The sequence below is a fragment of the Microbispora sp. ZYX-F-249 genome, assembly GCF_039649665.1.
In the GTDB taxonomy this organism is placed as follows: Bacteria; Actinomycetota; Actinomycetes; order Streptosporangiales; family Streptosporangiaceae; genus Microbispora; species Microbispora maris.
In genome coordinates, this window is record NZ_JBDJAW010000003.1 from 198,202 (window position 1) to 212,256 (window position 14,055).

Annotated in this window: 14 protein-coding genes; 9 read left to right on the top strand and 5 right to left on the bottom strand. The window is 72.8% G+C overall.

Annotated features, from left to right (window positions below):
- Positions 1-50 precede the first annotated feature (50 nt).
- Together AAH991_RS05370 and AAH991_RS05375 are read left to right on the top strand one after the other, a co-directional pair.
- A complete protein-coding gene (locus AAH991_RS05370) occupies positions 51-1,058 on the top strand; it encodes an NAD(P)H-dependent glycerol-3-phosphate dehydrogenase (protein ID WP_346224614.1) in 1,008 nt (335 codons plus the stop codon).
- 75 nt (positions 1,059-1,133) lie between these two features.
- A complete protein-coding gene (locus AAH991_RS05375; protein ID WP_346224615.1) occupies positions 1,134-2,249 on the top strand; it encodes a D-alanine--D-alanine ligase family protein in 1,116 nt (371 codons plus the stop codon).
- On the opposite strand, the gene AAH991_RS05380 is transcribed toward AAH991_RS05375, so the two are convergent.
- Both AAH991_RS05380 and AAH991_RS05385 read right to left on the bottom strand, forming a co-directional pair.
- Entirely contained in the window at positions 2,250-2,705 is a 456-nt protein-coding gene (locus AAH991_RS05380; protein WP_346224616.1) for a DUF3515 domain-containing protein, read from the bottom strand. It abuts the gene before it with no gap.
- Positions 2,706-2,728: 23 nt separating this feature from the next.
- Positions 2,729-2,962 (bottom strand): Lrp/AsnC family transcriptional regulator, encoded by a 234-nt coding sequence (locus AAH991_RS05385; protein WP_169947584.1) that lies wholly within the window; start codon positions 2,960-2,962, stop codon positions 2,729-2,731.
- 65 nt (positions 2,963-3,027) lie between these two features.
- Here AAH991_RS05385 and AAH991_RS05390 point away from each other — a divergent pair, with 65 nt between their 5' ends.
- From AAH991_RS05390 to thiD, 3 genes are all read left to right on the top strand, one after another.
- Positions 3,028-3,978, top strand: coding sequence for a thiamine-phosphate kinase (locus AAH991_RS05390; RefSeq protein WP_346224785.1), 951 nt, complete (start codon positions 3,028-3,030; stop codon positions 3,976-3,978).
- Positions 3,979-4,048: 70 nt separating this feature from the next.
- Entirely contained in the window at positions 4,049-5,503 is a 1,455-nt protein-coding gene (locus AAH991_RS05395; RefSeq protein WP_346224617.1) for a hypothetical protein, read from the top strand.
- 222 nt (positions 5,504-5,725) lie between these two features.
- Complete coding sequence (gene thiD, locus AAH991_RS05400) at positions 5,726-6,523, top strand: bifunctional hydroxymethylpyrimidine kinase/phosphomethylpyrimidine kinase (RefSeq protein ID WP_346224618.1); 798 nt, start codon at positions 5,726-5,728, stop codon at positions 6,521-6,523.
- A 114-nt stretch (positions 6,524-6,637) separates the two neighbouring features.
- Here the strand turns inward: thiD and tsaA are convergent, their stop codons facing one another.
- The 3 genes from tsaA to rpmB form a co-directional block, all read right to left on the bottom strand.
- Complete coding sequence (gene tsaA, locus AAH991_RS05405; protein ID WP_346224619.1) at positions 6,638-7,042, bottom strand: tRNA (N6-threonylcarbamoyladenosine(37)-N6)-methyltransferase TrmO; 405 nt, start codon at positions 7,040-7,042, stop codon at positions 6,638-6,640.
- Positions 7,043-7,254: 212 nt separating this feature from the next.
- Positions 7,255-8,097, bottom strand: a complete 843-nt coding sequence (locus AAH991_RS05410; RefSeq protein ID WP_346224620.1) for an NAD(P)H-binding protein — start codon at positions 8,095-8,097, stop codon at positions 7,255-7,257.
- 110 nt (positions 8,098-8,207) lie between these two features.
- Positions 8,208-8,393: a 50S ribosomal protein L28 gene (rpmB, locus tag AAH991_RS05415; RefSeq protein WP_030506042.1), complete on the bottom strand. Its 186-nt coding sequence runs from the start codon at positions 8,391-8,393 to the stop codon at positions 8,208-8,210.
- 206 nt (positions 8,394-8,599) lie between these two features.
- Between rpmB and fakA the strand changes: the two genes are divergently transcribed.
- The 4 genes from fakA to coaD all read left to right on the top strand — a co-directional run bounded on the left by fakA (position 8,600) and on the right by coaD (position 14,043).
- Positions 8,600-10,174, top strand: a complete 1,575-nt coding sequence (gene fakA / locus AAH991_RS05420; RefSeq protein WP_346224621.1) for a DAK2 domain-containing protein — start codon at positions 8,600-8,602, stop codon at positions 10,172-10,174.
- 36 nt (positions 10,175-10,210) lie between these two features.
- A complete protein-coding gene (gene recG, locus AAH991_RS05425) occupies positions 10,211-12,373 on the top strand; it encodes an ATP-dependent DNA helicase RecG (protein ID WP_346224622.1) in 2,163 nt (720 codons plus the stop codon).
- Between the two features lie 607 nt (positions 12,374-12,980).
- The gene (gene rsmD, locus AAH991_RS05430) at positions 12,981-13,550 is read left to right on the top strand and encodes a 16S rRNA (guanine(966)-N(2))-methyltransferase RsmD (RefSeq protein ID WP_346224623.1); all 570 of its coding nucleotides are present in this window, start codon (positions 12,981-12,983) and stop codon (positions 13,548-13,550) included.
- A gap of 16 nt (positions 13,551-13,566) precedes the next feature.
- On the top strand, positions 13,567-14,043 hold the full coding sequence (gene coaD, locus AAH991_RS05435) for a pantetheine-phosphate adenylyltransferase (RefSeq protein ID WP_169984181.1): 477 nt from the start codon (positions 13,567-13,569) through the stop codon (positions 14,041-14,043).
- The last annotated feature ends 12 nt before the right edge of the window (positions 14,044-14,055 follow it).

The window sequence follows — 14,055 nt, forward strand, 5'->3', positions numbered from 1 at the left end:
GGGCGTACGGTGAGGGAGGAGCGCGCGGAGCAAGAGGAGTGGTGCGGCCAGTGAGCAGGGCGGCTGTTTTCGGAACGGGCTCGTGGGGCACCACGTTCGCGATGATCCTCGCCGAGGCCGGCACCCCCGCGACCCTGTGGGGCAGGCGGGCGGAGATCGTCGACGCGATCAACGAGACCCGGGAGAACCCCGAATACCTGCCCGGGACCCGGCTGCCCGACACGATCCGCGCGACGACCGACCCCGCCGAGGCCATGGACGGCGCGGACTTCGTGGTCCTCGCGGTGCCGTCCCAGACGCTGCGCGGCAACCTGCAGGTGTGGAAGCCCCACATCCCGTCCGGGGCGGTGCTGGTCAGCCTCATGAAGGGGGTCGAGCTCGGCACCTGCAAGCGGATGAGCGAGGTCGTCTGCGAGGTGGCCGAGGTGCCGGAGCAGCGGGTGGCCGTGGTCTCCGGGCCCAACCTGGTCCCCGAGCTGGCCCAGCGGCAGCCCGCCGCGGCCGTCGTCGCCTGCCGCGACGAGGACGTGGCCGTCCGGCTCCAGGATGCGTGCCACCTGCCGTGGTTCCGGACCTACACGAATCCGGACGTCGTGGGCGTCGAACTCGGTGGCGCGGTCAAGAACGTCATCGCGCTGGCCGTCGGCGTGGCGGCCGGCATGGGCCTGGGCGACAACGTGCGGGCGACGCTCATGACGCGCGGGCTGGCCGAGATCGCCCGGCTGGGCGCGGTGCTCGGGGCGGACCAGCACACCTTCGCCGGCCTCGCCGGCATGGGCGACCTCGTCGCCACCTGCACCTCCCCGCTGTCGCGCAACCGCACCTTCGGCGAGAACCTCGGCCGCGGCATGACGATGGCCGAGGTCGTCGCGGCCACGAAGCAGACGGCCGAGGGCGTCAAGACGTGCGAGTCGGTGCTCGAACTGGCCAGGAAGCACGACGTGGAGATGCCGATCACCGAGGTCGTCGTCGGGGTCGTCCACGACGGCATGACCCCCGGAGAGGCGGCCGTGCTGCTGATGTCGCGCACCCCCAAACCGGAGCGCTACGGCGTCTGATCAGGGATTCGGGCCTCCACGACGCGCGCGGCTGACAAGCCGTTTTGCGCCTCGAACACGGTAGATTCGGGCATCATGAATGAGGATCGCGAGTCCCCGTCACGCGTGCGCGTGGCAGTCGTCTTCGGCGGCCGCAACTCCGAGCACGCCGTATCCCTGATGGGCGCGGGCAGTGTGCTGGATGTCATCGACCGGTCGAAGTACGAGGTCATCCCCATCGGCATCGCCCAGGACGGCCGCTGGGTGCTGGCGTCGGGCACCCAGTCCTACGCGATCGAGTCCGGCCGCCTGCCCGTCGTGGACGACTCCGGCACCGCGCTCGCACTGCCGGGGGACTCCGGCACCCTCGTGGCGCTGGAGCCCGGTGAGATCCCGCAGGCGCTCGGGCGGGTCGACGTCGTTTTCCCCCTGCTGCACGGCCCGTACGGCGAGGACGGCACGATCCAGGGCCTGCTGGAGCTGGCCGGGGTCCGCTATGTGGGCTCCGGCGTGCTGGCCAGCGCGGTCGGCATGGACAAGGCCTACATGAAGCTCGTGCTGCACGCGGCCGGGCTGCCCGTGGGCCCGTTCGTGGTCGTACGCGACCGCGACTGGCGCATCGACCGCGGCCGGGTGCTCAAGGAGATCGAGGAACTGGGCTGGCCGGTGTTCGTCAAGCCGGCCCGCGCCGGTTCGTCGCAGGGCATCTCCAAAGCGCACGATCCCGAGTCGCTGGAGGCGGCCATCGAGCTCGCCCGCGAGCACGACCCGAAGGTGCTCGTGGAGGCCGCCATCGTCGGCCGCGAGGTCGAGTGCGCCGTGCTGGAGTCGCTGGACGACGCCGCCCCCGAGGCGAGCGTCCCCGGCGAGGTGCTCGTGGAGGGCGGCCAGGAGTTCTACGACTTCGAGGCCAAGTATCACCCCGGGCAGATGGCGCTCCAGGCGCCTGCCGACATCCCGGCGGAGGTGGCCGAGACGCTGCGCGCCATGGCCGTGCGCGCGTTCGAGGCGCTCGGCTGCGAGGGCCTGTCGCGGGTCGACTTCTTCTACACGCCGTCCGGTGAGGTGCTCGTCAACGAGATCAACACCATGCCGGGTTTCACGTCGACGTCGGTCGCGCCGCAGTTGTGGGCCGCCACCGGCCTGCCGTACGCCGGCCTGGTCGACCGGCTGATCCAGCTCGCGCTGCGCCGGCCCGCGGGCCTGCGGTGACTACTCGGGGATGCTCGACTTGACCGGCCCGGCGAGGTCGACCAGCACCGCCCCGGGCTGGTGGTCCTTCCCGATCGTCACCTCGACGTACGCCACGCGGTTGGTGGACGTGAACAGCGCCGGTCGGCGCGGGTCCTGGAACCAGCCGACGCCGTTGATGTCGGCGACCTCCGCCGTCGGCTCCATCGCGGCCGGCCGGGGCACGCCGCAGCGCAGGGCGATCTGGCCGTCGCCCCAGACCGCGACGTACGGCGAGGGGGGTTCGGAGTCGGTCCGGTCGAGCCCGTCGAGCGTCTTCGGCAGCGCGGCGTCGAGCGTGCGGCAGGCCGCGGCCGCCTCGCCGGCCGGCGTGGGCGGCTCCACGTGGACGGTGGACGAGCAGCCCGCGAGCAGGGCGAGCGCCGCCACGATCGCGACTCCCGGCGTCGTGCCCACGGGCCCCTTCGCCTTGCGCATCGTCTCCCCGGCTCGTGTCCCGCTCAGATGTGGACGATCGGACACGTCAGTGTACGGGTGATGCCCTGCACGCCCTGGATCTGGGCGACCACGAGCTTGCCCAGCTCGTCCACGTTGTTGGCCTGGGCACGGACGATCACGTCGTAGGGGCCCGTGACATCCTCGGCCTGTGTGACCCCGGGGATGGAGGAGATCTCCTCCGCCACGTTGGCGGCCCTGCCGACCTCGGTCTGGATAAGGATGTAGGCCTGCACCATGACGCCCTCCGGGTAGAGATCAGTGCCGGAGCGTAACCGTACCTCGAATGCACTAGGGGTGTGCCATCACAGTCGGAGATCTCGGCGAATTCGGAGTAATTCAGCGGATATCAGGACGCCTTCCGCGGACCGCGGCCGTACTGCTGGGCCCCGGCGACGACGCCGCGGTCCTCAAGGCCCCCGACGGGCGGGTTGTCGTGAGCACGGATCTACTGATCGAGGGTAGGCACTTCCGCCGCGACTGGTCGAGCGGGTACGACATCGGCCGTAAGGCCGCCGCACAGAACCTTTCCGACATCGTTGCCATGGGAGCCGATCCCACCGCCCTCGTGGTCGGTCTGGGGCTGCCCGCGGACGTCCCCGCCGACTGGCTGGACGCGCTGACCGACGGCTTCCGCGACGAGTGCGACCTGGTGGGGGCGACCGTGGCGGGGGGCGACATCGCCCGGTCGGAGACCGTCGTGCTCGGGGTGACCGCGCTCGGCGACCTCGGCGGCAGGTCGCCGGTGACCCGGTCGGGCGCGCGCCCCGGCGACGTGGTCGCGGTGGCGGGCCGCCTGGGATACGCCGCGGCCGGCCTCGCCCTGCTCGGGGCGGGCGTGACCGGCGGACCTCCGGAGTTGGTGGCCCTGCTGGAGGCGCACCGGCGTCCCCTGCCGCCGTACCCCTGCGGCCCGCGGGCCGCGCTGCTCGGCGCGACGGCGATGCTCGACGTCAGCGACGGCCTGCTGCAGGACCTCGGGCACGTCGCCGACGCGAGCGGCGTGGCCGTCGCGCTGGACGCCGCCGCGCTGCCCGTGCCCGAGACGCTGACCGCGGCGGCGCGCCATCTGGGTGCGGACCCGCTGGAGTGGGTGCTGACCGGCGGCGACGATCACGCGCTGGCCGCGACGTTCCCCTCCGAGGTACGGCTGCCGCCCGAATGGACGCCTGCGGGAGTGGTGACCGAGGGCCGCGGAGTGCGGGTCGACGGACAGACCCGGACCGAAGGGGGATGGGACCACTTCCGTGGATGATGTGAAATTTGTGACATACGCGTATTAGATCTGTTATTAAGTATGGCGGTCGGCAACAGGAAGGACCGTCATGGGCCGTCACACGGCAGGACGTAAGGCACGAGAGGGACAGCCGTCCCCGGCGCAGGACGGCTCTCCGGAGAGCACCGCCGACCCTGACCATCTGGCCTTCCGTCCTCCGGCGACGCCGACCGGCGCCCCGCCGGCCCCTTCCGGGATCGGCCACCCCGGGCCGCGGCAGAGCGGCGGGGACGTGCCGTGGCCGGTGCCGCCCGCGGACACGCCCGGGAATGGTGTGCCGTGGCCCGCGCCGCCCTCGCAGGCGACCGGTGGCGGCGTGCCGTGGCCCGCGCCGCCCTCGGACGCGACGACCCGGATGTTCACCGCCCTGTCGCCCGAGAGGCTGGAGTCCGAGAGCCTGGCGTCGCCCGAGCGTCCGGTGACGACCGGGCGTCCGGTGACGCCCGGGGGCGCCGGGGGCCGCGGCCTTCCCGCGCCGGGCCGGGACGACCTCGCGAAGCAGCCGAGACGCATGCGGAGGCTGGCGCTCGTGTCGGGGCTGTCCGTGCTGCTCGCCGTGGGCGTCACGACCGGCGGCGCGCGGCTGATCGCCGGGCGGACCTCCCTGACCATGGAGCAGCCGACGACGGCCTGCCCGGTCTCCGAGGACTGCACCGCTGCGGGAGCGCCCGGCTCCGGCCAGGCCCTCGGCGAGACGCGTGCCCCGGGCGATCCGGCCGGCGACCCGGTCCAGAACGGCCGGGACCAGCCGGGACGGGAGGACGCCGGCAGAACAGGTGCCGGACAGGACGATGCCCGGAGCACCGGGAAGGACGACACCGGGAAGAACGACACCGGGAAGAACGCCGCCAAGGACGACGGCCCCAAGAACGACACGGGTAAGGACACCGCGCGGGGCGGCTCGGCGGATCCGCGGGCCACACCGGTCTCCACGGCGACCTCCGGAGGCCCGGATCGCGACCACGCGTCCGCCCGTACGCGCACCCCGTCCACCGCCGCTCCGCGCGCCTCGTCCACCGCCGCTCCGCGGGTGGGCGATGCTCCCGCCGCCGTCACGGCGGCCGGAGACAACACGGCGGCCACCGTGCCCGGCGACAGCGGGAACGGCGAGGACACGGCGGGCACGGACACGGCGGGCACGGACACGGCGCAGACCGAGTCCGCCCTCGCCGGTGACGGTGCGGCGGTGCGGGTGCGCTTCACGATGACCCGGCATGACGAGAGCGGATACACGGCGCGGCTCGCCGTACGCAACGAGGGACCTGCCCTGCCGGCCTGGACCATCCGGCTGGCCGTCGGCGGGCAGGTGACGGCGGTCGAGGGGGCGGACTGGAAGCAGCGGGGAGACACGCTGACTCTGAGCTCGCAGACCGCACTGGACGAGGGCGGCGCGCTGACGCTGACCGTCCACGCCGACGGCGCGTCCGCCGCGCCCGCCGACTGCGTGCTGTCCGAGGGCAGGTGTGAGGTGACCGGCCCCGGCCGGTCCCGGCGCCACGCCTGAGCCGCCCTCATCGGGTCCGCGGGTCGCGGCGTCGCGGTGATCGGCCGACCTGCCGCCATCCGACCCTCCGGCTGGGCACGGCTTTGGTCGGCGTGGCCGTTAGGGCGACCTGCCGGTCTCCGGATCGTCCGGCTGTGCGGGGGTGGCGCCGGCCGGTCCTCGCGGCCCGTCCGGGATGGGGCGTTTGCGGGGAGGCGGGGGGTGCTTTGGTTGGATTGGCCCATGACCACCCCACCACGTGTCCTGACCATCGCGGGCTCGGACTCCGGCGGCGGCGCCGGCATCCAGGCCGACCTGAAGACCATGCTGGCCCTCGGCGTGCACGGCATGAGCGTCATCGCGGCCGTGACGGCGCAGAACTCGCTGGGCGTGCAGGGCTATTGGGAACTGCCCCCCGAGGCGGTGCGGGCGCAGCTCGACTCGGTCCTCGGCGACATCGGGGCCCAGGCGATCAAGACGGGCATGCTGGCGTCGTCCGTCCTGGTGGAGACCGTCGCGGAGGTGCTCACGGACGTGACCGCGCCCGTCGTGGTGGACCCGGTCGGCGTCTCCAAGCACGGCGACAGCCTGCTCGCGCCGGAGGCCGTGGAGACCGTCAAGAGCGCGCTGCTGCCGGTCGCGACCGTGGTCACGCCCAACCTGTGGGAGGTCGAGCAGCTCACGGGCGTCAAGGTCGAGGACGAGGACGACCTGCCCCGCGCCGCCGAGGCCGTGCTGGCGCTCGGGCCGAAGTGGGCGCTGATCAAGGGCGGCCACCTCCCCGGTGCGCCCGTGGACCTGCTCACCGACGGGTCGGGCGAGCACCGCTTCACCGCCGAGCGGCACGACAACCGGCACACCCACGGCACCGGCTGCACGCTCGCCTCCGCGATCGCGTCGTACCTCGCCCTCGGCGAGGACGTGCCCGGCGCCGTACGGCGGGCCAAGGAGTACGTCACGGGCGCGATCGCGCACGGCTTCCCGCTGGGCGCGGGCATCGGTCCCGTGGACCACGGCTGGCGGACGCGGGCGGACGTCTGAACGCCGACTCGCACCGTCGAGGTCGGCACAGGACCCGGGCCGTCCGGCGGCCTGGAGTGGTGCCGGGCGGCGACCACGCCGGCCGCGCCCGTACCCATGGCGCGGCCGGCGGTGTCATCGGTCGGGTGTGAGGAGAGGCTTCACGTCCAGGATCGGGGTCGCGTCGAGGGCTTCGAGGTTGCCGACATGGACGCGCGTTCCGTCGATGGCGAGGATGCGCACTTCATGCAGGCCGATCGGGTTGGGCCGGTCGGGACTGCGGGTGGTGAAGACGCCGGCGCGCGGGCGTGTGGCGTCACCGCGAGGGTGGACGGTGAGCGTGTCACGGTCGGCACGGTCGAGCCAGGTGAGCAGGAGCACGTCGGTGCCGGGGGACAGGCCCTCCAGGGCGGGCGCGTACCGTTCGTCGAAGACCAGCCAGGCGGCGGGGGCGCCTTCGTCGGCTTGCAGGGGTGCCACCGCTCGATCGGTGAGGGGCGATTCGACTCGCCCGATCACGCGCAGCGTGCATTCGGTCAACAGCTGAATCCCTTCGAGTTCGCCGATGTCCGGAAGGGCGTCGGCGTGCCAGATCCGACCCATGATCCAACGCGTGCGGGCCCTCCGTGGTGCGCAATTCCGAAAAACGTCGCATAAGAAGCGGGAGCCCGCCGTGCGCCGCTGAGACCGGGCCCTTCCGCGGCAGGCGTGCGTGGTGGCGGCGGTGTAGCCGGTAGGCCCGGCGGAAATCGTCATCGGAAGGCGTCGGCGTGCTCGGCGGCCCACTGCCGGAACGTCCGCGCGGGCCTTCCGGTGATCTTCTCCACGGTCGGAGTGACCAGGTCGGAGCGGGGGCGCCGGGTGCTCGCCAGCAGCGCCTCGACCAGGGCGGGCGGCCGTCCGTCCGAGAGCATCCGCTCCCGTGCCGCCTCCACGGGGATCTTCTCGAAGCGCAGCGGACGCCCGATCGCCTCGCCGATCACGCGGACCTGGTCGGCCCTGCTCACCACCTGGGGCCCGGTCAGCACGTGCGTGGCGCCCACGTGCCCGCCTCCGGTCAGCACGCGCGCCGCCACGGCTGCGACGTCACCCTGGTGGATCACCGCAGTGGGGGCGATGTCGGGGCCGCGTACGACACCGTCCTGGCGAATCTGCCCGGCCCATCCCAGCGCGTTGGAGGCGATCGTGTCTGCCCGCAGGACGGTCGGCTCCAGGTCCGACGCCTCGACGAGGCTCTCCATGTCGGCGTGGAGCTGGTTGATCGGATCGGTCTGCCGCTCGGCGTCGTCGCTCACCCCGGACGACGACAGGTAGACGAGGCGGCGGGCGGAGCCCGCGACGGCGGCGAGAACGGTGGGCGCGCCCTCGGACGTGAGGAAGGGCCAGACCAGGAACACCGTCGTGATCCCGGCGAGCGCCCGCAGGAGGGTTTCCGGTTCGGACAGGTCGCCTGTCGCGATCTCCACGCCTGGGGGCAGGCGGGTCGTCCGGGCGTCGCGCACGAACGCGCGCACCGGGACGCCGGCGGCGACGAGCCGAGCGGTCACCTCCCGGCCGACGTTGCCGGTCGCGCCCGTCACGAGGATTCGAGTCATGATCGTGGTCAACCGGCCCGGGCCCGGCGTATTCCCGGTGCCGGCGTCACGCCGGACGCGCGAGAGCCCGCCACCGGAACCGGTGGCGGGCTCTCGCGAATGTCAGACGGTCAGCGCGTGACCTTGCCCGCCTTGATGCAGGAGGTGCAGACGTTCATCCGCTTCGGCGTCCCGTTGACCACCGCGCGCACGGTCTGGATGTTGGGGTTCCAGCGGCGGCGGGTGCGGCGGTGCGAGTGGGAGATGTTGTTGCCGAAAATCGGCTTCTTGGCGCAGACGTCGCAGACGGAAGCCACGGTAATCGCTCCTTTGAATCAGTCGATCGGCCCGGCGCCGGTGCAGCGGCTCGTCCGAGCAATGCCGGGACAACCGGCTGGCCACACGAGGATATCCGATGTTCACCGGTGCACGCCAAACGGGACTCCGGCGAACGGGGATAGTCTCGTACCCGCCAACGGTAGCGCATCGAGGGGCTGGAGCGCGCGGAAGGAAGGGCGGCCGGATGCTCAAGGAGCTCGATCCCCCCGCGGTGCGCCGCTGGTCCCGCCACTGCGCGGCGGCCCTGGGCCGGGCCAGGGCGGAGATCGACGCGCTCAACGTGTTCCCCGTCCCCGACGGCGACACCGGCACGAACCTGCACCTCACGATCCTGTCGGCGGCCGAGGCGGTGGACGAGCTGCCCGGCGACGCGGACGCGGGCGCCACCTGGGAGGCCCTGACGCGCGGCGCCCTGCTCGGCGCGCGGGGCAACTCCGGGGTGATCGTCAGCCAGGCGCTGAGAGGCATGGGCGAGGTGCTCGGGCACGCGCCGGGCGGCGGCGCCGACCTGCGTGACGGCCTGACGAGGGCGGCCGAGATGGCCAGGGCGGCGGTGGTCCGGCCCGTGGAGGGCACCGTGCTGAGCGTGCTGTCGGCCGCGGCGCACGCCGTACGCGACACGCCCGACGACCTGGCCGAGGTGGCCTGCCGGGCGGCGGGCGAGGCGCGGCGGGCGCTGCGCCGCACGACGGAGCAGTTGGACGCGCTGTCCCGCAACGGAGTGGTGGACGCGGGCGCGGCCGGCCTGGTGATCATGCTGGAGAGCCTGTCCGAGGTCGTGACCGAGGCGTACAGCGAGCGGCACGAGGTGCCCGCCCCGGCCGCGCGGATCGCGCCGGAGGAGCTCGGACGGCAGGACGCGGGCGGCCCCGGATACGAGGTCATGTATCTCCTGGACGCGGGCGCGGGCGAGGTGGGCCGGCTGAGGGGCGAGCTCGACGCGCTCGGGGACAGCCTGGTGATCGTCGGCGGGGAGGGCCTGTGGAACGTCCACGTCCACGTGGACGACGCGGGCGCGGCCATCGAGGCCGGTCTCCGGGCCGGGCGCCCGCACCGGATCAAGGTGACCTACCTCGGGGGACGGCCGCACGAGCCGCGCCCGGTGACGGGCGTGGTCGCGGTCGCCGCCGGGGACGGCCTGGCGGCGCTGTTCCGGGAGGCGGGAGCGGTGGTCGTGCGGCGTGAGCCGGGCTCGGCCCCGACGGCGGCGGCCCTGCTGCGGGCCGTCCGCGAGGCCGGGACCGAGGTGGCGGTGCTGCCCAACGACGCCGCGGTGTACGACGTCGCCGTGGCCGCCGCGGAGATCGCCAGGGAGGAGGGCGTGACGGTGAGCGTCCTGCCCACCCGGGCGTCGGTGCAGGGCCTGGCCGCGCTGGCCGTGCACGACCCGCTGCGCCGATTCGACGACGACATCGTGGCGATGACGGACGCCGCCGGGCACACCCGCCACGGCCATGTGTGGGTCGCCGACCGTGCGGCGATGACCAGTGTCGGGCTGTGCCGGATCGGCGACGTGCTCGGCGTGGTGGACGGTGAGGTCGCGCTGATCGGCGCGGACCTGGCCGCTACCGCGGTCGAGGTCGTCCGGCGCCTGGTCTCGGGCGGCAGCGAGATGGTCACGCTCGTCACCGGCTCCGGCGCGCCCGGGGCGCTCCTCCACGCCGTACGCGACCATCTGGAGCGCGTCCGCCCGGATCTGGAGATCGTCGTGTACGAGGGCGGCCAGGGCGGCTACCCCCTCCTGGTCGGCGTCGAGTAGCCGGATTGTCGGCCGCTACGGGTAGAAATTGGTGACGTGACGAGCTTCGACGAGCCGCTCAAGAAGGTGGTCGGCAGGTCGGCCGCCCCATTGGAGAGCGCGCTGGGCATCAGCACGGTCGGTGAGCTGCTGCGCCACTACCCGCGGCGGTACGCGCAGCGCGGGGAGCTGACGCCCATCGCGTCGCTGGAGCACGACGAGCACGTCACCGTGGTCGCGAAGGTGTCGTCCGCCGTGCGCAGGCCGATGAAGAACCGGCAGGGCACCTGGCTCGACATCGAGGTGACCGACGGCAAGGAGAAGCTGCACCTGGCCTTCTTCGGCAAGGGCGCCTACGTCGCCGAGCAGCGGCTCACTCCCGGCACCGAGGCGATGTTCTCCGGCAAGGTCGGCGTCTTCGTCGGCGGACGGACCAGGCGCGTCTCGCTCACCCATCCCGAGTACGAGTCGTTCGACGAGACGGAGGAGACGGCCGAGGAGTTCGCCTCCGCGCTGGTGCCGATCTACCCCTCCGCCCAGGGGCTGCCGAGCTGGAAGATCCGCCGGGCCGTGCGCACGGTGCTCGACGTGCTCAGCCTGGACGACCCGGTGCCCGCCGAGATACGGGAGCGGCTGGGGCTGCTGCCGTTCGAGGAGGCGCTGCGGCGCGTCCACCGGCCCCGCAGCCAGACCGACGTCACCCGGTCCCACGACCGGCTGAAGTTCGACGAGGCGTTCGTCCTGCAGGCCGTCCTGGTGCGGCGGCGCATGGCCGCGTCCGCCTGGCTCGCCAGGGCCCGCCCCGGGCGCGACGACGGGCTGCTGCACGAGTTCGACGCGCGGCTGCCGTTCCAGCTCACCGAGGGGCAGCGGCTGGTCGGCGAGGAGATCGCCGCGGACCTCGCCCGTGAGCACCCCATGCACCGGCTCCTGCAGGGCGAGGTGGGCGCGGGCAAGACCGTGGTCGCGCTGCGCGCGATGCTCCAGGTGGTCGACTCCGGCGGCCAGGCCGTGCTGCTCGCGCCCACCGAGGTCCTCGCCCAGCAGCACCACCGGTCGATCGTGAACATGCTCGGCGATCTCGCGGCCGGCGGGATGTTCGGCGGGACGGCGGTCGCGCTGCTCACCGGTTCGATGGGGGCCGCCGCGCGGCGGAGCGCGCTGCTCGACGCGGCCTCCGGAGCGGCCGGCATCGTGATCGGCACCCACGCCGTGCTGCAGGAGCACGTCCAGTTCGCCGATCTCGGGCTGGTCGTCGTCGACGAGCAGCACAGGTTCGGCGTCGAGCAGCGCGACGCCCTGCGCGAGAAGGGCGGCGGCGGCCGTCCCCACGTGCTCGTCATGACGGCGACGCCGATCCCGCGCACGGTCGCGATGACCGTGTTCGGCGACCTGGAGGTGTCCACGCTGTCCCAGCTCCCCTCGGGCCGGGCCCCGATCACCACCCACGTGGTGCCCGCCGCGGAGAAGCCCCACTTCCTCGACCGCGCCTGGCAGCGGGTCCGCGAGGAGGTCGGCCTGGGCCGCCAGGCGTACGTCGTGTGCCCGCGCATCGGAGACCAGGAGGGCGACGAGGGCGACCTGGCGAAGGACGACGACGAGCGCAGGCCGCCCCTGGCGGTGCTCGACGTCGCGCGCATGCTCGCGGAGGGGCCGCTGGCCGGCCTGCGGATCGAGGCGCTGCACGGCAAGCTCGCGCCCGAGGACAAGGACGCGGTGATGCGCGCCTTCGCCCGGGGCGAGATCGACGTCCTGGTCGCGACCACGGTCATCGAGGTCGGCGTCGACGTCCCCAACTCGTCGGTGATGGTCATCATGGACGCCGACCGTTTCGGCGTCTCCCAGCTCCACCAGTTGCGCGGCCGGGTCGGCCGGGGCGGCCTGCCCGGACTGTGCCTGCTCGTGAGCGAGGCACCGGAGGGCACCCAGGCGCGCCGCAGGCTCGACGCGGTGGCGACGACCCTCGACGGCTTCGAGCTGTCCCGTGTCGACCTGGAGCAGCGCCGGGAGGGCGACGTGCTCGGCGCCGCCCAGTCGGGGCGCAGGTCGTCGCTCAAGCTGCTGCAGCTCCTGCGTGACGAGGACGTGATCGAGACGGCCCGGACCGAGGCGACGTCCCTGTTGTCCGCCGATCCCGAGCTGTCGGCCCACTCGGCCCTGCGCGCCGAGATCGACACCATGGTCGCCGACGAGCGCGCCGAGTTCCTCGAGAAAGCGTGATCGCCGTCCCCTCGCGGTGGCGCCCCCGGGGAGCGGGGGCGCCGCGGCCTGCGACGGGGGCCGGAAAGTGAAACGGGCGCCGTGTGAACACGGCGCCCGTTAAGGACCCAGAGCCCGGCCTTGGGACGGCCTCCCCCCGAATGCCGTCCCCGGCCGGGCCCACCCTCGGGTCAGGTGCCGAGGGCGCCGGCGTGCGGAAGGGCTCACGACCACGCCGGCCGGCCTTCCCCTGGGTCACCGTGAAGGCCGCAGAACTCATGATGCTCATGTGACGGAGCGCGGGATACGGCTCTTACTCATTCGTCGCCGCCGCTTGCCCACTCTTGACCTCGTGCCCCTCCCGTCAATCTGTGCCCCGTCACGTCGCCCAGAGCGGTACCTCGCTGCGTTGTCGCCCCACCCACGAGGATTCCTCGCAAGCTCAGAATCTCCGCGGGGCCCGGGCAAGATCGCTCGTAGCTCCGCTACGAGCTCCTCCTCCGCCTTGCGATGCGCCACTCTGGACACCGCTCCGATCGGGCAAACCTTGTCGGTCGCGGCACTGGTCGATCTCTCCGCCCATGGCCCGCCGTGCCGGGAAGGCCGTCGCGGGCGGGACAATGATGACGTGACGCGGGTGATCGCAGGGACGGCGGGGGGACGCAGGCTCGCCGTGCCGCCGGGGAGATCGACCAGGCCGACGAGCGACCGCACCAGGGAGGGCCTGTTCGCCACCGTGGGCTCCACGCTCGGCTCGCTCGACGGGGCCCGGGTCCTCGACCTGTACGCCGGGTCGGGCGCCGTGGGGCTCGAGGCGCTGAGCAGAGGGGCCGCCCACGCGCTGCTGGTCGAGTCGGACGCCAGGGCCGCGCGCACGATCAGGGAGAACATCGCGTCGCTCGGGCTTCCGGGGGCGTCCCTGCGGGCCGAGAAGGCCGAGCGGGTGGTGGGCCGTCCGTGCGAGGAGCCGTACGACTTCGTCTTCGCCGACCCGCCCTACGCGGTCTCCGACGAGGCGGTCTCCCGGGTGCTGACGGCGCTGCGCGACAACGGCTGGCTGGCCGAGGGCGCACTCGTGGCCGTGGAGCGGGAGTCGAGGGGTAAGGACCTGCTGTGGCCCGAGGGCTTCACGGAAGACAGGGTCCGTCGGTACGGCGAAGCGGCCGTTTGGTACGGTCGCGCAGCCGGGAACCCGTAAATCATGGGGGTGCGCCTTGCGTCGCGTCGTCTGCCCGGGATCGTTCGATCCCGTGACCAACGGACATCTGGACATCATCGGCCGGACATCACGGTTGTACGACGAGGTCGTCGTGGCCGTGCTCATCAACATCGAGAAGCACAGCCTTTTCACCGTGGACGAACGCATCGAGATGCTCCAGGCGGTGACGAAGGAGTACGGCAACGTCCGCGTGGAGAAGTTCCACGGTCTGCTGGTCGACTTCTGCCGGCAGCAGGGCATCCCGTCCATCGTGAAGGGCCTGCGCGCGGTCAGCGACTTCGACTACGAGCTGCAGATGGCCCAGCTCAACTACCGGATGTCGGGTGTGGAGACGCTTTTCATGTCCACCAATCCGGAGTACTCGTTCCTGTCGTCCAGCAGGCTCAAGGAGATAGCGCGCTACGGCGGGGACGTCTCCGGCCTGGTCCCGGACCTCGTCCACCAGCTGCTCGTGGAGCGGCTCAGAGGCTGAACGGGGGCTGGT

Bases quoted from the DNA above. Each gene is read 5' to 3' on its own strand.
- AAH991_RS05375 (WP_346224615.1), top strand. From the start codon at position 1,134: ATGAATGAGGATCGCGAGTCCCCGTCACGCGTGCGCGTGGCAGTCGTC.
- AAH991_RS05380 (WP_346224616.1), bottom strand. From the start codon at position 2,705: ATGCGCAAGGCGAAGGGGCCCGTGGGCACGACGCCGGGAGTCGCGATC.
- AAH991_RS05385 (WP_169947584.1), bottom strand. From the start codon at position 2,962: ATGGTGCAGGCCTACATCCTTATCCAGACCGAGGTCGGCAGGGCCGCC.
- AAH991_RS05395 (WP_346224617.1), top strand. From the start codon at position 4,049: ATGGGCCGTCACACGGCAGGACGTAAGGCACGAGAGGGACAGCCGTCC.
- thiD (WP_346224618.1), top strand. From the start codon at position 5,726: ATGACCACCCCACCACGTGTCCTGACCATCGCGGGCTCGGACTCCGGC.
- AAH991_RS05410 (WP_346224620.1), bottom strand. From the start codon at position 8,097: ATGACTCGAATCCTCGTGACGGGCGCGACCGGCAACGTCGGCCGGGAG.
- fakA (WP_346224621.1), top strand. From the start codon at position 8,600: ATGCTCAAGGAGCTCGATCCCCCCGCGGTGCGCCGCTGGTCCCGCCAC.